Below are 22,399 nucleotides of genomic sequence, written 5' to 3'. Positions count from 1 at the left end.
AAAAGCAAAACGCCGCCAGCAAGACCCTAAGTCTCTCTGAACGGCGTTTATCAGTGTACGACAGAAATCAGAACTGCATCAGTTCCGCTTCTTTATCTGCCAGCGCCGCATCAATTTTCTTGATGGCAGCGTCAGTCATTTTCTGAATGTCGTCCTGGGAACGACGATCGTCATCTTCACTGATCTCTTTTTCTTTCAGCAGCGCTTTGACTTTATCGTTCGCGTCGCGGCGAACGTTACGCACGGAGACACGACCCTGCTCAGCTTCGCCACGCACCACTTTGATCAGGTCTTTACGACGCTCTTCGGTCAGCGGTGGCAGTGGAACGCGGATGTCAGCACCCGCAGAGCTTGGGTTCAGACCGAGGTCAGACGCCATGATCGCTTTCTCAACCGCCGGGCCCATAGAACGATCGAATACGTTAATTTTCAGCGTACGGGTATCTTCTACCGTCACGCTCGCCAGCTGACGCAGAGGGGTTGGCGTACCGTAGTACTCGACGATGATGCCATCCAGCAGGCTTGGGGAAGCACGGCCAGTACGGATTTTGCTGATTTGGGTTTTGAACGCTTCTACGCATTTTTCCATGCGTACTTCAGCATCTTTTCTGATGTCGTTAATCACGTTACGAATCCTTGAAAACTTGTCTCAGGCAGACTATCCGCCAGCACAGCGCTACAGGTGTGCTAAGTATAGTCGCGTTTAATTCATGACAACGCCAAAGGCGCGCCCGGGTAAGATACCACTACAAAATAAAGCGGAATCTTACCTGTATTTATCGTCAACGGAAATTATTCCGTGATCAAAGTGCCTTCTTTTTCGCCCATGACCACGCGACGCAGTGCGCCAGGTTTGTTCATGTTGAAGACACGGATCGGCAGTTTGTGGTCACGAGCCAGCGTGAAGGCGGCAAGATCCATTACTTTCAGCTCTTTATCCAGCACTTCGCTGTAGCTCAGCTGATCATACATGGTTGCAGAAGGATCTTTTGCCGGGTCGGCAGTAAACACGCCATCGACTTTGGTCGCTTTCAGTACCACATCAGCTTCGATCTCGATACCGCGCAGGCAGGCAGCGGAATCGGTCGTAAAGAACGGGTTACCCGTACCGGCGGAGAGGATCACCACGCGGTTGTTGCGCAGCAGGCTGATAGCTTCTGCCCAGCTGTAATTATCGCATACGCCATTCAGGGGGATCGCGGACATCAGGCGGGCGTTCACATAGGCGCGATGGAGCGCATCACGCATCGCCAGGCCATTCATCACGGTTGCCAGCATACCCATGTGGTCGCCCACAACGCGGTTCATCCCCGCTTTCGCCAGACCAGCACCACGGAAAAGGTTGCCACCGCCAATGACCACGCCAACCTGGATGCCCAGTTCGACCAGTTCTTTGATTTCCTGTGCCATGCGATCAAGGATGCTTGCGTCAATACCGAAGCCTTCCGATCCCTGCAGCGCTTCGCCACTCAGCTTAAGCAGAATGCGTTTGTACACGGGTTTTGCATTGGTAGCCATGTTTCTTTCCTGAGACTGTCAACGATTAAGATGGGGGTTAATTCTGGCGACATGATATGCCGCAAATCAGTACAGCGATACTGGAGCCTGTCTGATTTCCTGTGACGGGTGACAAAAAGAAGCCGCCCTCAGGCGGCTCCTTTTCAATCATTAAGACTGCTTGGACATTGCAGCAACTTCTGCTGCGAAGTCAGTCTCAACTTTCTCGATGCCTTCGCCCACTTCGAAGCGGATGAAGCCAGTTACGTCAGCGTTGTGCTCTTTCAGCAGCTGAGCAACAGACTTGCTTGGATCCATAACGAATGGCTGGCCAGTCAGAGAAACTTCGCCGGTGAATTTCTTCATGCGGCCTTCAACCATTTTCTCTGCGATTTCTTTTGGTTTACCAGACTGCATCGCGATGTCCAGCTGAACCTGGTACTCTTTCTCTACCACTTCAGCAGACACGTCTTCTGGCTTAACGAATTCTGGCTTGCTTGCAGCGATGTGCATAGCCAGCTGTTTAACCAGCTCTTCATCAGCGCCTTTAGCCGCAACCAGAACACCGATACGTGCACCGTGCTGGTAAGAGCCCAGAACGTCGCCTTCCAGAGAAGCAACGCGACGGATGTTAATGTTCTCACCGATTTTAGCAACCAGCGCAACACGTTCTTCTTCGAACTGTGCTTTCAGAACTTCAACGTCAGTGATTTTGCCAGCAACCGCTGCGTCCAGAACTTTGTTAGCAAATGCCTGGAAACCACCATCTTTAGCAACGAAGTCAGTCTGGCAGTTAACTTCCAGAATGATGCCGTAGGTGCCGTCGATTTTAGTGATGATCACGCCGTCAGCAGCAACGTTGCCTGCTTTTTTAGCTGCTTTGATCGCACCGGATTTACGCATGTTTTCGATTGCCAGCTCGATGTCGCCGTTCGCTTCAGTCAGCGCTTTTTTGCAATCCATCATGCCTGCGCCAGTACGCTCGCGCAGCTCTTTTACCAGGGATGCGGTAATTTCAGCCATTCTTAAATCCTCGGGAGATGTGAACTGCCCGGCCGGGGGCCAAACAGTGTAAATTGAAAAAAGGGGCCGGTAATGGGCCCCTATTCATACACGGTACTAATAAGGGGTAAAACCTTATTATTCAGCTTCTACGAAGCTTTCTTCCGCCTGAGAAGCCAGATCCTGGGAACGGCCTTCACGAACGGTAGCAGCTACAGCGCTCAGGTACAGGCTAACAGCACGGATTGCGTCGTCGTTACCCGGGATAACGAAGTCAACACCGTCCGGATCGGAGTTGGTATCAACGATAGCGAATACCGGGATACCCAGGTTGTTAGCTTCTTTGATTGCGATGTGCTCGTGGTCTGCATCGATTACGAACAGCGCGTCTGGCAGGCCGCCCATATCTTTGATACCGCCCAGGCTGTTTTCCAGCTTGTCCAGTTCACGAGTGCGCATCAGCGCTTCTTTCTTAGTCAGCTTGTCGAAAGTACCGTCCTGAGACTGGGTTTCCAGATCTTTCAGGCGCTTGATGGACTGACGAACAGTTTTCCAGTTGGTCAGCATGCCGCCCAACCAGCGATGGTTCACGAAGAACTGGTCGCAGCTGTTAGCAGCATCTTTCACAGCTTCGCTTGCAGCGCGCTTAGTACCAACGAACAGAATCTTACCTTTACGGGAAGCGATCTTGTTCAGCTCAGCCAGGGCTTCGTTGAACATTGGTACCGTTTTCTCAAGGTTGATGATGTGAACTTTGTTACGTGCGCCGAAGATGAAAGGCTTCATTTTCGGGTTCCAGTAACGGGTCTGGTGACCAAAGTGAACACCAGCCTTGAGCATGTCGCGCATGGAAACAGTTGCCATGTTTAAAACCTCTATATTGAAAGTTGGGGTTATGCCTCCACGTATCCCATATTACCGACCCCGAAGGGCACCCCGGAATATGTGTCGATACGTGTGTGTTGTTACACAAAGTGAGATTTGTCGCTCCCGTCCAGCCTGTGTATCTGAGATGGATCGGAAGTCCGGCGCGCTTTATACCACAAAACACGACCAGAAACCAACAGTTGTTGGCGGAGTGTGCTGTTAATGATTCTCAATTTGGCACGAAGCGTGCCTGACTGATACCATTGACGACACTTAGACTAGTATTGTCGAAAAAATCGACACCGATGGACAGATTACATGGCTATCTCTATTAAGACACCTGAAGAAATTGAAAAGATGCGCATCGCCGGTCGTCTGGCCGCGGAAGTGCTGGAAATGATCGAGCCGTTCGTGAAGCCGGGCGTCAGCACCGGTGAACTGGACCGCATCTGTAACGACTATATTGTGAACGAGCAGCACGCGGTTTCCGCCTGCCTCGGCTACCACGGTTTCCCGAAATCCGTCTGCATCTCTATTAATGAAGTGGTGTGTCACGGTATTCCGGACGATGAAAAACTGCTGAAAGACGGCGACATCGTTAACATCGACGTGACCGTCATTAAAGACGAGTACCACGGTGACACCTCAAAAATGTTCATCGTTGGCAAGCCGACCATTCTTGGCGAGCGTCTGTGCAAAGTGACGCAAGAGAGCCTCTACCTGGCGCTGAAAATGGTGAAACCGGGTATTCGCCTGCGCACCATCGGTGCGGCAATCCAGAAATTTGTCGAAGCAGAAGGGTTCTCCGTGGTACGCGAGTACTGCGGTCACGGCATTGGCCGCGTCTTCCACGAAGAGCCGCAGGTTCTGCACTATGATGCCGATGACGGCGGCGTGGTGCTGCAAAAAGGCATGACCTTTACCATTGAGCCAATGGTCAACGCGGGTGATTACCGCATCCGTACCATGAAAGACGGCTGGACGGTGAAAACCAAAGACAGAAGCTTGTCTGCGCAGTACGAGCATACTATTGTGGTAACAGACAACGGCTGCGAAATTATGACGTTGCGCAAGGATGACACCATCCCGGCGATACTGACGCACGACGAATGATAAAAAAGCCGGCAAATGCCGGCTTTTTTAATGGCTATAGCTTTTTCTTATGGGTGGCGCACGATGAGTAATCTTTTACCCGAACAGTATGCTAACACAGCCCTTCCCACCCTCCCCGACCAGCCCGATAACCCGGGCGTCTGGCCGCAGCACGAGCTGACCTGTGCCGGCATCAAGGCGCACATGGATGTCTTTCACCGCTGGCTGGGCAGCGCATTTGATGCGGGCATATCAGCAGAACAGCTGATTGAGGCGCGCACCGAATTTATCGACCAGCTGCTGCAGCGCCTGTGGATCGATTATGGGTTTGGACAAATCAGCGATGTTGCGCTTGTTGCCGTCGGAGGCTATGGCCGCGGTGAGTTGCATCCGCTTTCCGATATCGATCTCCTGATCTTAAGCCGCAAAAAGCTGCCGGACGAACAGGCGCAAAAAATCGGCGAGCTGCTGACCCTGCTCTGGGACGTAAAGCTGGAAGTCGGCCACAGCGTGCGTACCCTGGAAGAGTGTCTGCTGGAAGGGCTGTCGGACCTGACCGTTGCCACCAACCTGATTGAAACCCGCCTGCTGATTGGCGACGTCGCGCTGTTCCTGGAGCTGCAAAAACACATCTTCAGCGACGGCTTCTGGCCGTCAGAAAAGTTCTTCGCCGCGAAGGTCGAGGAGCAAAACCAGCGCCACCAGCGCTACCACGGTACCAGCTATAACCTTGAACCCGATATTAAAAGCAGCCCCGGCGGCCTGCGCGACATCCACACGCTACAGTGGGTCGCCCGCCGCCATTTTGGCGCCACCTCGCTGGACGAAATGGTTGGCTTCGGCTTTTTAACCGAGGCGGAGCGTAACGAGCTCAACGAGTGTCTGCACCTGCTCTGGCGCATCCGCTTTGCCCTGCATCTGGAAGTTACGCGCTACGATAACCGTCTGCTGTTTGACCGCCAGCTCAGCGTGGCGCAGCGCCTGAATTACCAGGGCGAGGGTAACGAGCCGGTTGAGCACATGATGAAGGATTTCTTCCGCATCACCCGCCGGGTGACCGAGCTGAACCAGATGCTGTTGCAGCTGTTCGACGAGGCCATTCTGGCCCTGACGGCCGACGAAAAGCCGCGCCCGATTGATGACGAATTCCAGCTGCGCGGCACGCTTATCGATCTCCGCGACGAAACGCTGTTTATCCGCGAGCCGGAAGCGATTCTGCGGATGTTCTATACCATGGTGCGCAACAGCACCATCACCGGGATCTACTCCACCACCCTGCGCCATCTGCGCCACGCGCGCCGCCATTTGACGGAGCCGCTGTGCTATATCCCGGAAGCCCGTTCGCTGTTCCTGAGCATGCTCCGCCACCCGGGTGCCGTCAGCCGAGGCCTGCTGCCGATGCACCGTCACAGCGTGCTGTGGGCCTATATGCCGCAGTGGTCGCACATCGTCGGGCAGATGCAGTTCGATCTGTTCCACGCCTACACGGTGGATGAACACACGATCCGCGTGATGCTTAAGCTGGAAAGCTTTGCGAAAGAAGAGACGCGCTCCCGCCACCCGCTGTGCGTCGAGCTGTGGCCGCGCCTGACCCATCCGGAGCTGATCCTGATTGCCGCCCTGTTCCACGACATCGCCAAAGGTCGCGGCGGCGACCACTCGGTGCTCGGCGCGCAAGACGTGCTGAAATTTGCCGAGCTGCACGGCCTGAACTCACGTGAAACGCAGCTGGTGGCCTGGCTGGTGCGCCATCACCTGCTGATGTCGGTCACCGCACAGCGCCGTGACATCCAGGACCCGGAAGTCATAAAACAGTTCGCCGAAGAGGTCCAGACGGAAAATCGTCTGCGCTATCTGGTCTGCCTGACGGTGGCCGATATCTGCGCCACCAACGAAACCCTGTGGAACAGCTGGAAGCAGAGCCTGCTGCGCGAGCTGTACTTCGCCACCGAAAAACAGCTGCGTCGCGGGATGCAGAACACGCCAGACATGCGCGAGCGCGTGCGTCACCACCAGCTGCAGGCGCTGGCGCTGCTGCGGATGGATAACATTGATGAAGAGGCGTTACATCAGATTTGGGCCCGCTGCCGCGCCAACTATTTTGTCCGCCATAGCCCAAACCAGCTTGCGTGGCACGCGCGGCATCTGCTCAAGCACGATCTGTCCCAGCCGATGATCCTGCTGAGCCCGCAGGCCACCCGCGGCGGGACGGAGATTTTCATCTGGAGCCCGGACCGCCCTTATCTGTTTGCTGCGGTCTGCGCAGAGCTGGACAGGCGTAATTTGAGCGTGCACGACGCGCAGATTTTCACCACCCGCGACGGCATGGCAATGGACACCTTTATTGTGCTGGAGCCGGACGGCAGCCCGCTGTCGTCAGACAGGCATGAAGGGATACGTTTTGGTCTGGAGCAGGCGATCACCCAGCGCAGCTGGCAACCCCCGCAGCCGCGTCGCCAGCCGGCGAAATTGCGCCACTTCACCGTGGATACCGAGGTCAATTTCCTGCCAACCCACACCGATCGTAAATCGTTCCTTGAGCTGATCGCGCTCGACCAGCCGGGGCTGCTCGCCCGCGTCGGCCAGGTTTTTGCCGATCTGGGAATTTCGCTTCATGGAGCCCGAATTACAACCATTGGCGAGCGAGTAGAAGATTTATTTATAATCGCCACCGCCGACCGGCGTGCCCTTAATAATGACCTGCAGCTTGAAGTGCAACAACGGTTGACAGCAGCCCTCAATCCAAACGATAAAGGGTGATATGTTTTTTAGTGAAATGGAAAGAGTAAACAATGCAGCAGTTACAGAACGTTATTGAGTCCGCTTTTGAGCGTCGCGCCGAGATTACCCCGGCAAATGTGGATACCGTGACCCGTGAAGCGGTAAACCAGGTGATTTCCCTGCTGGATTCCGGCGCGCTGCGCGTGGCAGAAAAAATCGACGGTCAGTGGGTCACTCATCAATGGCTGAAGAAAGCCGTGCTGCTCTCTTTCCGCATCAACGATAACCAGGTTATCGACGGAGCAGAAAGCCGCTACTTCGATAAAGTGCCAATGAAGTTCGCTGACTACGACGAAGCGCGTTTCCAGAAAGAAGGTTTCCGCGTGGTACCGCCTGCGGCAGTGCGCCAGGGCGCCTTCATCGCACGTAATACCGTGCTGATGCCATCCTACGTGAACATCGGTGCCTACGTTGACGAAGGTACCATGGTCGACACCTGGGCAACTGTCGGTTCCTGCGCGCAGATCGGTAAAAACGTTCACCTGTCCGGCGGCGTGGGCATCGGTGGTGTTCTGGAGCCACTGCAGGCTAACCCGACCATCATCGAAGATAACTGCTTCATCGGCGCGCGCTCTGAAGTGGTTGAAGGCGTGATCGTGGAAGAAGGCTCCGTGATCTCCATGGGCGTTTACATCGGCCAGAGCACCCGTATTTACGATCGTGAAACCGGCGAAGTGCATTACGGTCGCGTTCCGGCGGGCTCCGTCGTGGTGTCCGGCAACCTGCCGTCAAAAGATGGCAAATACAGCCTGTACTGTGCGGTTATCGTGAAGAAAGTGGATGCGAAAACGCGCGGTAAAGTGGGCATCAACGAATTGCTGCGCACCATCGATTAATCGGGTATAACAAAAAGCGGGGGCAACCCCGCTTTTTTTATATCTGAGGGTGGCGAAAATAGATTTTTTCGTTAATTATTCAAAGGTTATGTTGAGATCAAGGGTACCGCTATGTACGATAATCTGAAAAGTCTGGGCATTACCAATCCTGATGAAATTGATCGTTACAGCCTCCGCCAGGAAGCCAACAACGATATTTTGAAAATCTATTTTCACAAGGACAAAGGAGAGTTTTTCGCCAAAAGCGTGAAGTTTAAATACCCACGCCAGCGTAAGACCGTTGTTGCTGACGGTGTAGGACAGGGATACAAAGAAGTACAGGAAATCAGCCCTAACCTGCGCTATGTGATCGATGAACTCGATCAGATCTGCCAGCGCGACCGCACCGAAGTCGATCTCAAGCGTAAGATCCTTGACGACCTGCGTCACCTTGAAAGCGTTGTTACCAATAAGATCAGCGAGATTGAAGCGGATCTTGAGAAGTTAACCCGGAAATAAAAGCAAAACGGCAATCCTTGATTGCCGTTTTTAGTGTTTGCGCCCTCTCCCCGTGGGAGACGGATGGAGTGAGGGCACCAGACCGCACTCAGTCATCTCTGCTCGTCCAGCTGCAGCGCCACATACAGCAGTAGCCTGTCGTCGAAATTCCCCAGATCCAGCCCCGTCAGCTCTGAAATTCGGTTTAACCGATACTCCAGGGTATTGCGGTGGATAAACAGCGCTTTTGACGTCGCCAGCGGCTGCACGTTATGACGGAACCACGCCTGCAGGGTCCGGCGCAACAGGCCGTTATTGTCCATGGCTTTCAGGCGCGCCAATGGCCGCGCCAGCTCATTGGCCTGCCAGCCACCGCGCAGGCTGTCGAGCAGCACCGGCAGCATCAGGTCCTGATAAAAATAACTGCGGCTCTCCGGCATTCGCTGCTTGCCCACCATCATGGTGGTGCGTGCGGTACGCCAGGAGCGGGCGATACTGCCCGGCCCGGTAAAATAATTGCCCAGCGCAACGCGAAAACGCAGCTGGCCATTCTCCTTCATTCGGGCGATCAGCAGCTCCACGCGACGACGATGATCGTCCGCATCCCAGCGGCCGAACGCATTAAGCGCCGGTTTGAGCACCACCATTTCCGTCAGAGAAACGATCGCCACCAGGTTATCGCGCTCCGGCGTCGCCAGCGCATTTTGCAGCTGCTGCAGTTCGGCCATCGCGCTGTCTACGCCCAACTGGCCGCTATCGACTTCAATCACCGCTACCACGCGCGGCTGGTTCAGATCGATCCCCAGACGCTGCGCCCATTCACTGAGCGCAGGCGTATGCTCTTCCGCCTGAATAAGGTTCATCACCAGCTCCTCACGCAGGCGGCTGTCCTGAGCGAGCAGGTGCATCAGGCGCGACTGCTCGAGCATCATCTCCGCCGTCATGCAGACCAGCTCACCGTATTTTCGCAGTGACTCGGGCTCGCCGGTGAGACCGATGACCCCCACAATCTCGCCTTCAAGGCGCAGCGGTAAATTGATGCCCTGACGGACGCCGTGCAGGTGTTTCGCTACCGCATCGTCGATATCGACCACGCGCCCCTGGGAGAGCACCAGCAGCGCGCCTTCGTGCAATTCCCCAATACGCTCGCGATCGCCGCTGCCAATAATGCGCCCGCGGGCATCCATTACGTTGATATTGGTATCAATGATGCGCATGGTGCGCGCCACGATATCCTGCGCCATTTTGGTATCAAGATGCCAGCCAGCCATAGAACCCTCCTGTGAGCAGAGCTCAAGCATAGGGATGTTCAGCGACGGCTGCATTGTGCGAATGCACAAAGAGAGAGGAAGAAGTATGGACTTGTGGGAAGGGTCACAGAAACGAGAAAGCCCCTGCGAACAGGGGCTTCAGAGGATTACTGCATCAGCAGGTAAATAGAGGTATCACCACGCTGGATATTCAGCGCCAGCACGGAAGGCTTGCTGTCGAGAATTTTACGCAGTTCAGCGATATTTTTCACCGGCTGCTGGTTAGCGCCCATGATCACATCGCCTTTCTTGAGGCCGATACGGGCTGCCGGTGAATTCGCTTTCACGTTGTTCACCACCACGCCTTTGTCTGCGCCTTTGTTGCTCATCTCGGCGCCTTCAATCCCGCTGAAGATGGTGCTGGAGTCCACCTGATTCTGGCTGCTCTGCTGCAGCTCCAGGCTCACGTTAACCGCCTTACCGTCGCGCAGCAGACCAAGGGTCACTTTGCTGCCGATAGGCATAGAGCCGACTTCCGCACGCAGGGCGGCAAAGCTGCTGATCGGTTTACCGTTCAGGGAGGTGATCACATCCCCCGCTTTAATGCCCGCTTTAGCGGCAGAGGAGTTCGGCATCACCTGGCTGACGAATGCCCCGCGCTGGGCGTCAACCTTCATCGCCTTCGCCAGCTCGGAGTTCAGCTCCGTACCGAGGATACCCAGCTCACCGCGTTTCACCTGGCCATACTGCACCATCTGCGCGGTCAGGTTTTTCACCATGTTACTTGGGATAGCAAAACCGATCCCGATGTTGCCGCCGTCCGGGGCGAGGATCGCGGTGTTGATACCGATCAGTTCGCCGTTCAGGTTGACCAGCGCACCGCCGGAGTTACCGCGGTTGATCGCCGCATCCGTCTGGATGAAGTTCTCATAGTTCTCGGCATTGAGACCGCTACGGCCCAGCGCAGAGACGATACCCGAGGTCACGGTTTCACCCAGACCGAACGGGTTACCGATCGCCACGGTATAGTCGCCCACGCGCAGCGCGTCGGAGTCGGCAATTTTAATCGCCGTCAGGTTTTTCGGATCCTGAATCTGGATCAGTGCAATGTCAGAACGCGGGTCTTTGCCGACCACTTTGGCGTCAAACTTACGGCCATCGCTCAGCTGAACCTTAATGCTGTTCGCGTTATCGACAACGTGGTTGTTAGTGACGACATAGCCTTTCGCTGCATCAATGATTACCCCCGAGCCAAGCGCCATGAATTTCTGCTGCTGGCCGCCGCCCTGGCTGTCATCCCCTGCGCCACCGCCCTGACAGAACGGAGAGCTCTGGAATGGCGAACCGTCCTGGCAGAACGGCGAGTTGTCGCCGAAGAACTGCTGGAAGTTACGCGGCATGCGCGGCGTATTGACGGTCGTGCTACCCTCAACGTTAATACTCACCACCGATGGCATCACTTTTTCGAGCATCGGTGCCAGGCTTGGCATCTGCTGCGCGGTTGCTGCCGACGACGCGGTCTCGGCTGCAGTAGCAGTCAGAGGAGACAGCGCTAAACCTAAACTCAGAGCCAGTGCACTCATTGCTAATGTGGTTTTTTTCATGTTTCTCAATCTCGATTTACAGGTAACGCAAAATTGCTGTGTAACTCAGATTCGTTTTATACCGCTTAGTTCCGGCGATAAGTTTATGGAAAAGGTAAAAATTTATTGGCCGTCTTTACAAAACTCCGGCGTTATTCCACCGCCATCAGCTTGCGATATTCATCCCAGGCATACAAATCCGTCATGCCGCTGATATAGTCCTGGATAAGACGGCAGCGATAATAATATTCCATCACCGGCCACTGGGGAGAATGACGATCCAGCTTGCCAATCGCTTCGACATACGCCAGACGGTGTCGGGTAGAGAGTTTCTGATAAAGTCGGGATTCGATGGGGATGCGGCGCACGCGCTCGTGTTCCACCAGCTCGCTGAATTCGTCAACGGACAGCTGGAGCAGCGGGGCATAAATTTCCAGTAACCCGCTGATCACCCGGTAGCCCTGCAGCTCTAACTGTTCGACATCCGGATGGCTGAAGACATGCCGCATCGCCACATGTTTATAAAGCTCGAGGAGCTGGCTGAAACTGCTGTCATCTTCCAGTAGCGCATGGTTGAATTCCCCGCTGAAAATCAGCGGCAAATTATCAATAAAGCGCGACGCCGCGTACGGCACCAGCTTATTTAATGTATTGACCCGCAAATACATAAAGAACTGATCTTCCGTACTGCGGCTTAATGTATTTGAGCGCGATTTATCCCATGCATTTTCGACAACCTGCGCAAACAGCGAGCCTTTTTCATGGGTGCCCCAGGCCGTATAAAGATGCTGATAAAGCTCCTCGACGCTGAAGATTCTTTTCTCAACCGCGTCTTCCAGATCGGCCACGCAATAGGAAATATCATCGGCGGCTTCCATAATCCAGGTCAATGGAAAGCGGCCGTTTGGCGTCAATGAAAGTTCTTTACGTAGCCGTTCAATATAGGCCTCTTCGGAAAGATAATAGCCCGGTTTTTTCATTAAATAACTGTGGGACGCGGGCGTCTCCCCCGTCCACCACGCGGGGCGCGTATATTTCAGAATGCAGCCGACCTGTGCCCAGGTCAGGTTCATACGCATCAGGGAGTGGACCAGCCGGATCCCCTGCGCGTTGCCCTCAAAATGACAGAGATCCTGGCGCACCTTGCGGCGCAAATCGTTCAGCCCCTCTTCGCCTTCACGCAGGCGTAAATCGCGTACGATGCAGCGGTCGTCGCTCAGCGGCTGGCTTACCGCATCCGAAGGGTAAAGCCGTTGTTTAAACCAGTCATTAATTGCCGCCTCACCAAAATGACCGAAAGGCGGGTTGCCGATGTCATGCATCAGGCAGGCCATCTCAACGATACTCTCGAAAGGCCCCGTCAGCTCGTCCAGACCATAGGTTTCCAGCAAGCGCTGCTCTTTGAGACGGCTCAAAATCTCTTTGGCTATATAGCGCCCGACCTGCTGCACCTCCATAGAGTGGGTTAAGCGCGTGCGCACCGCGGCGTTACGCTCCAGCGGAAAGACCTGGGTTTTTTGCTGCAGACGGCGGATGGCGGGCGAGTTAATGATCCGCCCGCGATCGCTTTCGAAGATACGCAGGATCTCATGTTCGCTCTTGTCGCCCTGCGGCGAACGGAAACGTCGGTGCCAGTTAATTTTGGTGCGAAAATCGATTGGTGACATGTGCTCCCCCGCGTGAGAATGCGTTTCCCCTTAACCGCATGATAGACTATGCATCTTAACAAGGCACATCGCGAGTAAATCTATGAAAATCGGCATTATTGGTGCAATGGAAGAAGAAGTTACGCTCCTGCGTGACAAAATTGAGAACCGTCAGACCCTCTCTCTGGGGGGTTGTGAGATCTATACCGGTCAGCTAAACGGTGTTGACGTGGCTCTGCTGAAATCAGGCATCGGTAAAGTCGCTGCGGCGCTGGGTGCCACCCTGCTGCTTGAGCGCTGCAAGCCGGACGTGATCGTGAATACCGGCTCTGCGGGCGGCCTGGCGCCGACGCTGAAGGTGGGTGATATCGTTGTTTCCGACGAAGCGCGTTACCACGATGCTGACGTCACCGCGTTCGGTTACGAGTACGGCCAGCTTCCGGGCTGCCCGGCAGGGTTTAAAGCGGACGACAAACTGATTGCGGCGGCAGAGACCTGCATTGCGGAGCTCAACCTCAACGCGGTACGCGGTCTGATTGTCAGCGGTGACGCGTTCATCAATGGTTCCGTGGGTCTGGCGAAAATCCGTCATAACTTCCCTCAGGCGGTGGCCGTTGAGATGGAAGCGACTGCGATTGCGCACGTTTGCCATAACTTCAACGTACCGTTCGTGGTGGTTCGCGCCATCTCTGACGTGGCTGACCAGCAGTCCCACATCAGCTTCGACGAGTTCCTGACCGTTGCGGCAAAACAGTCCACCGTGATGGTGGAACGCCTGGTGCAGAATCTGGCACGTGGCTAAACATCCCCTCAGGGCGCTTGCCGCCCTGCTTCTGCTCGCTCCGCTGTGGCTCTATGCTGTACCGCGCGTGATTACGCTCTCTCCCGCCAATACGGAGCTGGCGTTTGCCGCCGGCATTACGCCCGTCGGCGTGAGCAGCTTTTCCGATTATCCGCCGCAGGCCGCGGGGATTGAGCAAGTGGCCACCTGGCAAGGGATGAACCTTGAGCGCATCGTGGCGCTGAAACCGGATCTCGTGCTGGCCTGGCGTGGCGGCAACGCCGAGCGGCAGGTCAACCAGCTCACTTCCCTTGGCATAAAGGTCATGTGGATTGATGCCGTCAGCATTGAACAGGTCGCACAGGCGCTACGCGCCCTGGCACCCTATAGCCCAATCCCCCAAAAAGCCGAGGCTGCGGCGAAACAGATGCTGAGCGACTATGCCGCGCTGAAATCCCGATACGATACCCCAGTTAAAAAGCGCATCTTCCTGCAGTTTGGCAGCCAGCCGCTGTTCACCACCGGAAAAGGGTCGATTCAAAACCAGGTGCTGGAAGTTTGTGGCGGTGAAAACATCTTTGCAGCCAGCCGGGTGCCGTGGCCTCAGGTAAGCCGTGAGCAGGTTCTGGCGCGCCAGCCACAGGCCATCGTCGTGGTCGGAAATGCGAGTGAAATTCCCAAAATTGAGCAATTCTGGCAAAAGCAGCTAAAAATACCGGTAATACCCCTCAACAGCGACTGGTTTGAACGCGCCAGCCCGCGTATTATCCTCGCCGCAAAACAGCTCTGTGCCGCGCTGGCAGAGAGTCACTAACATAAGACCCTTTTCGAGGATTTAACGATGCTCGTTTATTGGCTGGATATTCTTGGCACAGCCGTTTTTGCTATCTCCGGCGTCCTGCTCGCCGGAAAACTACGCATGGATCCGTTTGGCGTGCTGGTGCTGGGCGTAGTGACCGCCGTGGGCGGCGGGACAATCCGCGATATGGCGCTGGCTAATGGCCCGGTGTTTTGGGTGAAAGATCCGACCGATCTGGTGGTCGCGATGGTCACCTGCCTGTTAACTATTGTGCTGGTTCGCCAGCCCCGCCGATTACCAAAATGGATCTTGCCGGTACTGGATGCCGTCGGTCTGGCCGTGTTTGTCGGTATTGGCGTCAATAAGGCGTTTAATGCGGGCACCGGTCCGATGGTGGCGATCTGTATGGGCGTATTAACCGGCGTAGGCGGCGGGATCATTCGCGACATTCTGGCGCGTGAGGTACCGATGATCCTGCGTACTGAAATTTACGCAACGGCCTGTATCGCGGGCGGCATTGTCCACGCGACCGCGTACTACACGTTTGCCCTTCCGCTGGAAAACGCCGCGATGCTGGGGATGGTCGTGACGCTGGTGATACGTTTAGCGGCGATACGCTGGCACCTGAAGCTGCCGACGTTTGCGCTGGATGAAAATTCAAGATAGGCGTCGTTTATAAGCCCGGTGGCGCTTCGCTTACCGGGCCTACAATCCGCATTCAGGCTTAAATGCTGAACGAAGAACCACACCCGCAGGTGCTTGTTGCGTTCGGGTTGGTGACCACAAAGCGCGAACCTTCCAGACCCTCGGTGTAATCCACCGAACCGCCCACCAGATATTGCAGGCTCATCGGGTCAACCACCAGCGCAACGCCCTGTTTCTCGATGGTCATATCGCCATCGTTAACCTGATCGTCAAAGGTAAAACCGTACTGGAAGCCGCTGCAGCCGCCGCCGGTAATATAGACACGCAGTTTCAGATCCGGATTGTCTTCGTCGGCAATCAGGGTTTTCACTTTGTTGGCTGCTGCTTCGGTAAACTCCAGCGGCAACGCTACATCATCACTCATCTTATGCTCCCATGAATACTGCTACTGCTATTGGGTAAAATTCACCCAATTCTTTGTGTCATTATCTAATACCCTGGTAATTCATTCAAGTATTCTGCGTTGCGGCCCGCTCCGCCTCTTGTTTTGCCAGAGTACGTGCAAGAATGGTGGAGTATAGCGGTTTTCCACCCAGGAACTGGGCTAATAGTGTCGCGCCAAGACAGGTAATGATCATTGGCAAAATGAGCTGGTAATTATCCGTCATCTCCAGCACCAGCACGATCCCGGTCAATGGCGCGCGCAGGGAGGCGGCAAGCAGCGCGCCCATTCCGGCCACCGCAAAGGTCCCGGCGTCAAGGTGATAGGCGGGAAAGCCCGCTTCCGCCGCCATACCAAACGCGGTGCCCAGCAAGGTTCCCAGCGCCAGCATCGGGGCGAATATCCCGCCGGGCGCGCCGGAGGAAAAACAGAGCACCGTCGTGATGACGCGGGAGATAAACATAAACAGCAGCAGACCCACGCTAAAGTTCCCCGCCGCCGCAATGGGGATCAGCCCGAAACCGCCGCCAGCGGCATTCGGCTCGATAAACCCCAGCACGCCGCAGATTCCGCCCAGCAGGCCGCCCATCAGCACCCATTTGGTCGTATTCCCACCGTGAATACGCTGGAACATATCCTGAGCGCGTAAGATAAAGGTATTAAACAGCGGCCCCACCACGCCAAAAATCATGCCGAGGATCAGATAAAGCCACAGGGTGTTCACCGGCGCGTTGGTCAGTTTACCCACCTCAATGACCGCCCCTTCGCCATTAAAGAGGCGAAACACGATGCTCGACATAATGACGCCGGTAAACACCGCTTTAATGGAGATCAGGTTGTAGCGAAACTGCGCGCGCATCTCTTCGATGATAAACAAAATGCCCGCCAGCGGCGCGTTAAAGGCCGCCGACAGCCCCGCGGCCGCACCGGTTGCCAGCAGCGTATGGCGCGCTTCGGCGCTGCGCATCCGAAACAGATCGCCCACCATGCGGCCGACGTTCCCGCCCAGCTGAACCGTAGGCCCTTCCCGGCCAAGAACCATCCCCGCGCCCAGCGTACCCATGCCGCCGATAAATTTCACCGGGATGACACGCCACCAGCGCACCGGACGCAGCTCCTCCAGCGCCCCTTCAATTTCCGGGATGCCGGACCCGCCCGCCTCCGGCGCAAATTTACGCACCAGGAAATACCCCACCATGGCAAACAGCGCCGACAGCCCGAACGCCGCAACCCAGACCAGCCATCGGCTGTCGGCGAAACCGGCCACGGTTCCCACTCGCCAGTTGAGCACGGCATTAACCGCTTTTTCAAATGCCACGCCCACCAGACCGGCGAGTGTTCCCACCACGGCAGCGGCCAGCAGGATCGCCAGCGGCGTTTTATCGCGATTGAGCAGCCGCCGAATACTGATTCGATGCTGGGCGCGCGTAAACTGTTGTTCTTCAAAAGACGGAGAATCTGATTTCATGTCCTGTACTTATTCGTCATACAAAAGCCGCGAGGATTTTACCAGAGACAGCCCCACCGTCTCCTGAAAATTACTTAACAAATCTTAAAGCATTACCCGGCTAAAAATTTCATAACCTTCCCCGAATCACTTAGAATAGTGGGCTTAATCATTTTATACGAACCAGGAACGACGCCATGAGCAAGTCTGAAAACCTCTACAGTGCAGCCCGCGAGCTTATTCCGGGTGGCGTGAACTCACCTGTGCGCGCCTTTACCGGCGTGGGCGGCACGCCGCTGTTTATCGAACGTGCTGACGGCGCGTATCTGTATGATGTCGATGGCAAAGCCTATATCGATTATGTCGGCTCCTGGGGCCCGATGGTGCTGGGACACAACCACCCGGCCATTCGTAACGCGGTGATTGAAGCCGCTCAGCGCGGCCTGAGCTTCGGTGCGCCAACCGAAATGGAAGTGAAAATGGCGGAGCTGGTTACCGAGCTGGTCCCGACCATGGACATGGTGCGCATGGTGAACTCCGGTACCGAAGCGACCATGAGCGCCATCCGCCTGGCGCGCGGCTTTACCGGTCGCGACAAGATTATCAAGTTTGAGGGTTGCTACCACGGTCATGCGGACTGCCTGCTGGTGAAAGCGGGTTCCGGCGCGCTAACGCTCGGCCAGCCGAACTCACCTGGCGTACCGGCTGACTTCGCGAAGCATACCCTGACCTGCACCTACAACGATCTGGACACCGTTCGCGCGGCGTTCGAGCAGTATCCGCAGGAGATCGCCTGCATCATCGTTGAGCCGGTTGCGGGCAACATGAACTGCATTCCACCGCAGCCTGATTTCCTGCCGGGCCTGCGTGCCCTGTGCGATGAGTTCGGTGCGCTGCTGATCATCGATGAAGTGATGACCGGCTTCCGCGTAGCGCTGGCGGGCGCCCAGTCTTACTACGGCGTCGAGCCGGACCTGACCAGCCTGGGTAAAATCATCGGCGGCGGCATGCCGGTCGGCGCATTCGGTGGGCGTAAGGACGTCATGGAAGCGCTGGCGCCAACCGGCCCGGTTTACCAGGCGGGCACGCTCTCCGGTAACCCTATCGCGATGGCGGCGGGCTTTGCTTGCCTGACCGAAGTGGCTCAGCCAGGCATCCACGAAACCCTGACCGACCGGACCACGCAGCTGGCAAACGGCCTGCTGGAAGCGGCAGAGGAAGCCGGTATTCCGCTGGTGGTTAACCACGTGGGCGGCATGTTCGGGATCTTCTTCACCGAGGCGAAAATCGTGACCTGCTATCAGGACGTGGTGAAGTGCGACGTTGAACGCTTCAAGCGCTTCTTCCACCTGATGCTGGAAGAAGGCGTATACCTGGCACCGTCAGCGTTCGAAGCGGGCTTTATGTCCGTGGCGCACAGTGAAGAAGATATCAATAACACCATTGACGCGGCGCGTAAGGTGTTTGCGAAGCTCTAAGGGCATTGCCGGGTGGCGCTAACGCTTACCCGGCCTACGGTGTTCTCCCTCTCCCCGCAGGAGAGGGCATCAGGCCGCACCTGACTACCGACTCTGCTTTCTCAACAGATAAATAAAATACGGCGCACCGATAAAGGTCGACAGCAGACCCGCCGGGATCTGATACGGGAACAGCACCATTCTTCCGCACCAGTCCGCAAACACCAGCATCACCCCGCCCGTCAGGGCCGACATCACGATATGCGGCATCGTCCGGCGGAACCCCATCATTCTGGCAATGTGCGGCGCCATTAGCCCCACAAAACTCAGCGGGCCAATCGTCATGGTCGCCGTCGCCGTCAGGCACGCAGCGAGCAGCAGCAACGCGATACGCGCTGGCGTCAGCGCCATTCCCACCGCGCGCGCGGTTTCCCCGCCGAGCGGAAGGATGGTCATCCAGCGACGGCACAGCGGCACCATCGCCAGCAGTACGATCATCACGATCCCGGACCCGATCGCCTGGCTGCCGGTCGCACCGTACGTTGAGCCGGATATCCAGGTCAGGATCTTCGCCATACGCGGATCGCCGCTTGCCTGCAGCATCATTAGCAGCATCGTGAATGCAGTGCTGAGCGCCATCCCCGCCAGCAGCATACGGTGCGGTGAAAATCCGCCTCGACCGGCGGCAATCAGGATAATCATCAGCGTAACCGCCGCCCCGAGACTGCCGGCAGGCATCAGCCAGCCAAACGCATTGCCCGGCACGAAGAACAGCATCAGCACCACGCCAAAGGCGGCGCCAGAGCTGATCCCGAGCACTTCCGGGCTCGCCATCGGGTTACCGGTCAGACGCTGAATAATGCATCCTGCCACCGCCAGCATCACGCCTGCGATCAGCGCAGCGAGGATACGCGGCCAGCGCCACTGCAGCAGGGCGTTGAGTAAATCACCCGTTGCCCAGTGCCAGCCCGCGGCATCGCGTCCGAATGAGAGCGCCGCGAACGAGGCGATAATCAGCACCGCCAGCCCGACAAGGCTAAACCACAGTACCGACTGACGCTCAGTATGGACTTTATCGCCCGCATCCATCGCCGGTGCGCTCATGCTGCGCAGGCGCGGAAGCAGCCACAGGAGCAGCGGCGCCCCGATCAGCGCGGTGACCGAGCCGGTGGAGACTTCACGCCAGACCTGCGCCAGCCAGAGAATAAGCTGATCGGAAAGCCAGAGGATCAGCGCCCCAATCAGCGGCGCCAGCATCAGACGCGCCAGCAAGCGACGCGCTCCGAGCATCTTCGCCAGCAGCGGGGCAAACAGGCCGATAAACCCGATGATGCCGACCGCGTTCACCAGCAGGGCGCTCAATACAATCGCCAGCGTCAGCGCCGCCAGGCGAGCCAGCGAAAGCGCCAGCCCCAGGTTGCGCGCCACGCCATCATCCAGTCCCATCAGCGTCAGAGGACGCAGGAGCAGCAGCGTCAGCACAACACCGCCAGCCAGCTGCGGCCACAGGCGCTGCACCACGCTCCAGTCGGTCTGGGTCAGCGTTCCGGTACTCCACATGAACATGCTTTGCAGCTGATCGTGGTGGAACAAGACCAGCAGCTGATTGATCGCCCCGCAGTACAGGCTGACCACCAGCCCGGCCAGAATCAGCGTCACCGGGGAAAGGCGTTTCCCCCAGGCCACGCCGAAGACCAGCGCGCCCACCGCACACGCTCCGGCAAGCGCCGCAAACTGCGAGGCTAACGCCCCCGGCAGCGTCCACAGCGTGGTGATGGTGATCCCAAGCTGGGCGCCGGTCGCGACGCCGAGTGTGGTGGGTTCCGCCAGCGGGTTACGTAAAACCTGCTGGAACAGCACCCCCACCAGCCCTAAACCGGCACCAACCAGCAGGGAGACTGCCAGACGCGGCAGCAGGCTGTAGTGGAACAGCATCTGCTGAATATTGTCGATATCCGGCGAGGCCAGCGCGGCCCCCCACTGCGCGCGCGGTAATGCGGCCGAGAGGTTAAACCCGGTTAACGCCAGCGCGGCAAGGAAAATCAGCACCAGCAGAAGCGCCGGGAAGCGGGCAATCCGTGAACTCATGCTTTACCTCCCAGCGCGTTATCCAGCACGCGGGCAAAATGCATGGCCGAGAGCGTCGCGCCGTAGAACCAGACCGCCGGGGCGCGCTGGAAGCGTTGCTCACGGACAAACGGCATCGCCTGCCAGAGCGGCGTCGCCATCAGGGTTTGCATGGCGCGCTCGTTGCCGTGATCGAAGCACAGCACATCCACGTCGCGAAACGCCGCGAGACGATCGATACCCACAGCGGTACTGCCCCAGAACGTCATCTCCCCTTCCCAGGCATTACGAATACCAAAACTGTCGAGGACTTCCTGGAACAGGCAGTTTTTACCGAAAACCAGCATATGGCGGGCATCCAGCAGCGTCACCATCAGCAGCGGACGATCGCCACGGTGAGCAAAACGCGGCTTCAGAGCGTCAATCAGGGCATCGAATTCGTCGAGATGTTTTTTAGCCTCCGCTTCCCGGTTGAGGAAATGCGCCATCTCGTTAACCGACTTTTTCGCCATCGCCAGCGGTTTTTTACCGTCGCTGAAAGCGAATCCACGTCCGGGCGCAATGCGCGCCATGGTCTCTTCTGACGGACCGTAGCCCGCGGACCAGAACAGGAACGACGGTTTCATCTGGGTGAGCAGCTCGAGGTTTGGCTCCGTCCGCAGGCCGACGTCGATTACCGAGTCCGGCAGCTTCGGCTCGTTCACCCAGAGGTTATAGTTAGGAATGTCCGCCACGCCGTAGGGCGTGACGCCGAGCGCCATCATCAGCTCGACCGGCAGCCACTCCAGCGCCACTATGCGGTGCGGATCGACGGCGGCGGCACGCGCCGTATTCATTTTTAACAGCAGCGGTGAGAGGGCCATCGCCGTCAGCAGGCGACGGCGGCTAATGCGCATGTTGTCGAGCATCAGTAGACGAAGCTCACCGGTGCAGCCCCGGCCGGGTGAGGCAGAATACCCATCGGAATACCATAAATATGTTCCAGCGTTTCGCTGCACATCAGCTCGGACGGCGTTCCCTGCGCAATCATTTCGCCGCCGCGCAGCGCAACAAGGTAGTCGCAATAGCGCGCCGCCATGTTGATGTCATGCAGCACCGCAATCACCGTCAGACCGCGCTGCTGGCTTAAGCGGTGCACCAGCGCCAGGACATCGACCTGATGGGCGATATCGAGCGCGGAGGTGGGTTCATCAAGGAGCAGGCAGCGGCTGTCCTGGGCCACCAGCATCGCAATCCACGCGCGCTGGCGTTCACCGCCGGACAGGCTATCCACCAGACGGTGCGCCAGCGGCTTCAGCCCGACCAGCGTAATCGCCTCTTCCACTTTCTCTCTGTCGGCCACGCCGAAGCGTCCAAGCGCGCCATGCCACGGATAACGCCCAATCGCCACCAGCTCTCGCACCGTCATCCCCTCCGCCTGCGGCAGCTGCTGCGGCAGATACGCCACTTTGCGGGCAAACGCTTTGCTGCTCCAGCTCTCGAGCGGTTGGTCATCCAGCAGGATGTCGCCTTCTGACGGCGGCTGATGGCGTCCCAGCATCTTAAGCAGCGTGGACTTACCGGAACCGTTGTGACCAATCAGGCCCGTGACTTTACCTGCGGGGAACGTCAAAGAGAGCGGATGCAGCAAGGTGCGCCCGGGTACGCGAAAGGAGAGATGGTTGAGCGTAAAGGTGGTGTCAGGTTGCGTTTGATTATCCTGCATTTCAGCCAACTTAAATAAAAAGGGC

20 protein-coding genes are annotated in these 22,399 nt (G+C 56.9%); 8 read left to right on the top strand and 12 right to left on the bottom strand.

Going from position 1 to position 22,399, the window contains the following annotated elements; translation table 11 throughout:
• Positions 1–67: 67 nt before the first annotated feature.
• The 4 genes from frr to rpsB form a co-directional block, all read right to left on the bottom strand.
• Positions 68–625 carry a ribosome recycling factor gene (gene frr / locus BMW97_RS18575; protein WP_008501909.1) on the bottom strand — a complete coding sequence of 186 codons (558 nt, stop codon included), beginning with the start codon at positions 623–625 and terminating at the stop codon, positions 68–70.
• Between the two features lie 167 nt (positions 626–792).
• The gene (gene pyrH / locus BMW97_RS18570) at positions 793–1,518 is read right to left on the bottom strand and encodes a UMP kinase (RefSeq protein WP_008501910.1); all 726 of its coding nucleotides are present in this window, start codon (positions 1,516–1,518) and stop codon (positions 793–795) included.
• Between the two features lie 150 nt (positions 1,519–1,668).
• Positions 1,669–2,520: a translation elongation factor Ts gene (tsf, locus tag BMW97_RS18565; protein WP_014830708.1), complete on the bottom strand. Its 852-nt coding sequence runs from the start codon at positions 2,518–2,520 to the stop codon at positions 1,669–1,671.
• Positions 2,521–2,637: 117 nt separating this feature from the next.
• Complete coding sequence (gene rpsB / locus BMW97_RS18560; RefSeq protein ID WP_013095653.1) at positions 2,638–3,363, bottom strand: 30S ribosomal protein S2; 726 nt, start codon at positions 3,361–3,363, stop codon at positions 2,638–2,640.
• A 321-nt stretch (positions 3,364–3,684) separates the two neighbouring features.
• Between rpsB and map the strand changes: the two genes are divergently transcribed.
• The 4 genes from map (at position 3,685) to BMW97_RS18540 (ending at position 8,573) form a co-directional block, all read left to right on the top strand.
• Positions 3,685–4,479, top strand: coding sequence for a type I methionyl aminopeptidase (gene map, locus BMW97_RS18555; protein WP_045907833.1), 795 nt, complete (start codon positions 3,685–3,687; stop codon positions 4,477–4,479).
• Between the two features lie 63 nt (positions 4,480–4,542).
• Positions 4,543–7,218 carry a bifunctional uridylyltransferase/uridylyl-removing protein GlnD gene (gene glnD, locus BMW97_RS18550; RefSeq protein WP_045907832.1) on the top strand — a complete coding sequence of 892 codons (2,676 nt, stop codon included), beginning with the start codon at positions 4,543–4,545 and terminating at the stop codon, positions 7,216–7,218.
• Between the two features lie 32 nt (positions 7,219–7,250).
• Positions 7,251–8,075, top strand: coding sequence for a 2,3,4,5-tetrahydropyridine-2,6-dicarboxylate N-succinyltransferase (gene dapD, locus BMW97_RS18545; protein ID WP_008501915.1), 825 nt, complete (start codon positions 7,251–7,253; stop codon positions 8,073–8,075).
• Positions 8,076–8,186: 111 nt separating this feature from the next.
• Positions 8,187–8,573 (top strand): DUF3461 family protein, encoded by a 387-nt coding sequence (locus BMW97_RS18540; RefSeq protein ID WP_014168696.1) that lies wholly within the window; start codon positions 8,187–8,189, stop codon positions 8,571–8,573.
• Between the two features lie 92 nt (positions 8,574–8,665).
• Here the strand turns inward: BMW97_RS18540 and cdaR are convergent, their stop codons facing one another.
• The 3 genes from cdaR to dgt all read right to left on the bottom strand — a co-directional run bounded on the left by cdaR (position 8,666) and on the right by dgt (position 13,052).
• Entirely contained in the window at positions 8,666–9,823 is a 1,158-nt protein-coding gene (gene cdaR / locus BMW97_RS18535) for a DNA-binding transcriptional regulator CdaR (protein ID WP_045907831.1), read from the bottom strand.
• 146 nt (positions 9,824–9,969) lie between these two features.
• Positions 9,970–11,406 carry a serine endoprotease DegP gene (degP, locus tag BMW97_RS18530; protein WP_025756813.1) on the bottom strand — a complete coding sequence of 479 codons (1,437 nt, stop codon included), beginning with the start codon at positions 11,404–11,406 and terminating at the stop codon, positions 9,970–9,972.
• A gap of 131 nt (positions 11,407–11,537) precedes the next feature.
• Positions 11,538–13,052 carry a dGTPase gene (dgt, locus tag BMW97_RS18520; RefSeq protein ID WP_045907830.1) on the bottom strand — a complete coding sequence of 505 codons (1,515 nt, stop codon included), beginning with the start codon at positions 13,050–13,052 and terminating at the stop codon, positions 11,538–11,540.
• Between the two features lie 82 nt (positions 13,053–13,134).
• Between dgt and mtnN the strand changes: the two genes are divergently transcribed.
• Genes mtnN through BMW97_RS18505 form a run of 3 tightly spaced genes read left to right on the top strand, consistent with a single transcriptional unit; the run spans position 13,135 to position 15,277 of the window.
• Complete coding sequence (gene mtnN, locus BMW97_RS18515) at positions 13,135–13,833, top strand: 5'-methylthioadenosine/S-adenosylhomocysteine nucleosidase (protein ID WP_008501920.1); 699 nt, start codon at positions 13,135–13,137, stop codon at positions 13,831–13,833.
• Positions 13,826–14,626: a vitamin B12 ABC transporter substrate-binding protein BtuF gene (gene btuF / locus BMW97_RS18510; protein ID WP_045907829.1), complete on the top strand. Its 801-nt coding sequence runs from the start codon at positions 13,826–13,828 to the stop codon at positions 14,624–14,626. Before mtnN ends, btuF begins: the two co-directional genes overlap by 8 nt.
• Positions 14,627–14,653: 27 nt before the next feature.
• The gene (locus BMW97_RS18505) at positions 14,654–15,277 is read left to right on the top strand and encodes a TRIC cation channel family protein (protein WP_045907828.1); all 624 of its coding nucleotides are present in this window, start codon (positions 14,654–14,656) and stop codon (positions 15,275–15,277) included.
• A 58-nt stretch (positions 15,278–15,335) separates the two neighbouring features.
• Here BMW97_RS18505 and erpA read toward each other — a convergent pair whose 3' ends face one another.
• Positions 15,336–15,680, bottom strand: coding sequence for an iron-sulfur cluster insertion protein ErpA (gene erpA, locus BMW97_RS18500; RefSeq protein ID WP_013095643.1), 345 nt, complete (start codon positions 15,678–15,680; stop codon positions 15,336–15,338).
• 85 nt (positions 15,681–15,765) lie between these two features.
• A complete protein-coding gene (gene clcA, locus BMW97_RS18495; protein ID WP_045907827.1) occupies positions 15,766–17,166 on the bottom strand; it encodes a H(+)/Cl(-) exchange transporter ClcA in 1,401 nt (466 codons plus the stop codon).
• A gap of 176 nt (positions 17,167–17,342) precedes the next feature.
• Here clcA and hemL point away from each other — a divergent pair, with 176 nt between their 5' ends.
• Positions 17,343–18,623, top strand: a complete 1,281-nt coding sequence (gene hemL, locus BMW97_RS18490; RefSeq protein WP_090393065.1) for a glutamate-1-semialdehyde 2,1-aminomutase — start codon at positions 17,343–17,345, stop codon at positions 18,621–18,623.
• 84 nt (positions 18,624–18,707) lie between these two features.
• Here hemL and fhuB read toward each other — a convergent pair whose 3' ends face one another.
• The 3 genes from fhuB to fhuC are packed head-to-tail and all read right to left on the bottom strand — an operon-like array spanning position 18,708 to position 22,374.
• Complete coding sequence (fhuB, locus tag BMW97_RS18485) at positions 18,708–20,690, bottom strand: Fe(3+)-hydroxamate ABC transporter permease FhuB (RefSeq protein ID WP_045907825.1); 1,983 nt, start codon at positions 20,688–20,690, stop codon at positions 18,708–18,710.
• Positions 20,687–21,577 carry a Fe(3+)-hydroxamate ABC transporter substrate-binding protein FhuD gene (fhuD, locus tag BMW97_RS18480; protein WP_045907824.1) on the bottom strand — a complete coding sequence of 297 codons (891 nt, stop codon included), beginning with the start codon at positions 21,575–21,577 and terminating at the stop codon, positions 20,687–20,689. The genes fhuB and fhuD overlap by 4 nt, the downstream gene beginning before the upstream one ends.
• Positions 21,577–22,374 (bottom strand): Fe3+-hydroxamate ABC transporter ATP-binding protein FhuC, encoded by a 798-nt coding sequence (fhuC, locus tag BMW97_RS18475; protein WP_045907823.1) that lies wholly within the window; start codon positions 22,372–22,374, stop codon positions 21,577–21,579. The genes fhuD and fhuC overlap by 1 nt, the downstream gene beginning before the upstream one ends.
• Positions 22,375–22,399: the final 25 nt, after the last annotated feature.

The organism is Enterobacter sp. NFIX58 (assembly GCF_900110475.1).
GTDB lineage: Bacteria > Pseudomonadota > Gammaproteobacteria > Enterobacterales > Enterobacteriaceae > Enterobacter > Enterobacter quasiroggenkampii.
This window is presented reverse-complemented; position numbering and strand designations above follow the sequence as displayed.

Coding starts and splice junctions, on each gene's coding strand:
- degP (WP_025756813.1), bottom strand. CDS start 11,406: ATGAAAAAAACCACATTAGCAATGAGTGCACTGGCTCTGAGTTTAGGT.
- rpsB (WP_013095653.1), bottom strand. CDS start 3,363: ATGGCAACTGTTTCCATGCGCGACATGCTCAAGGCTGGTGTTCACTTT.
- erpA (WP_013095643.1), bottom strand. CDS start 15,680: ATGAGTGATGATGTAGCGTTGCCGCTGGAGTTTACCGAAGCAGCAGCC.
- dapD (WP_008501915.1), top strand. CDS start 7,251: ATGCAGCAGTTACAGAACGTTATTGAGTCCGCTTTTGAGCGTCGCGCC.
- fhuD (WP_045907824.1), bottom strand. CDS start 21,577: ATGCTCGACAACATGCGCATTAGCCGCCGTCGCCTGCTGACGGCGATG.
- clcA (WP_045907827.1), bottom strand. CDS start 17,166: ATGAAATCAGATTCTCCGTCTTTTGAAGAACAACAGTTTACGCGCGCC.
- pyrH (WP_008501910.1), bottom strand. CDS start 1,518: ATGGCTACCAATGCAAAACCCGTGTACAAACGCATTCTGCTTAAGCTG.
- mtnN (WP_008501920.1), top strand. CDS start 13,135: ATGAAAATCGGCATTATTGGTGCAATGGAAGAAGAAGTTACGCTCCTG.
- fhuC (WP_045907823.1), bottom strand. CDS start 22,374: ATGCAGGATAATCAAACGCAACCTGACACCACCTTTACGCTCAACCAT.
- cdaR (WP_045907831.1), bottom strand. CDS start 9,823: ATGGCTGGCTGGCATCTTGATACCAAAATGGCGCAGGATATCGTGGCG.
- glnD (WP_045907832.1), top strand. CDS start 4,543: ATGAGTAATCTTTTACCCGAACAGTATGCTAACACAGCCCTTCCCACC.
- fhuB (WP_045907825.1), bottom strand. CDS start 20,690: ATGAGTTCACGGATTGCCCGCTTCCCGGCGCTTCTGCTGGTGCTGATT.
- BMW97_RS18540 (WP_014168696.1), top strand. CDS start 8,187: ATGTACGATAATCTGAAAAGTCTGGGCATTACCAATCCTGATGAAATT.
- map (WP_045907833.1), top strand. CDS start 3,685: ATGGCTATCTCTATTAAGACACCTGAAGAAATTGAAAAGATGCGCATC.
- BMW97_RS18505 (WP_045907828.1), top strand. CDS start 14,654: ATGCTCGTTTATTGGCTGGATATTCTTGGCACAGCCGTTTTTGCTATC.
- dgt (WP_045907830.1), bottom strand. CDS start 13,052: ATGTCACCAATCGATTTTCGCACCAAAATTAACTGGCACCGACGTTTC.
- tsf (WP_014830708.1), bottom strand. CDS start 2,520: ATGGCTGAAATTACCGCATCCCTGGTAAAAGAGCTGCGCGAGCGTACT.
- hemL (WP_090393065.1), top strand. CDS start 17,343: ATGAGCAAGTCTGAAAACCTCTACAGTGCAGCCCGCGAGCTTATTCCG.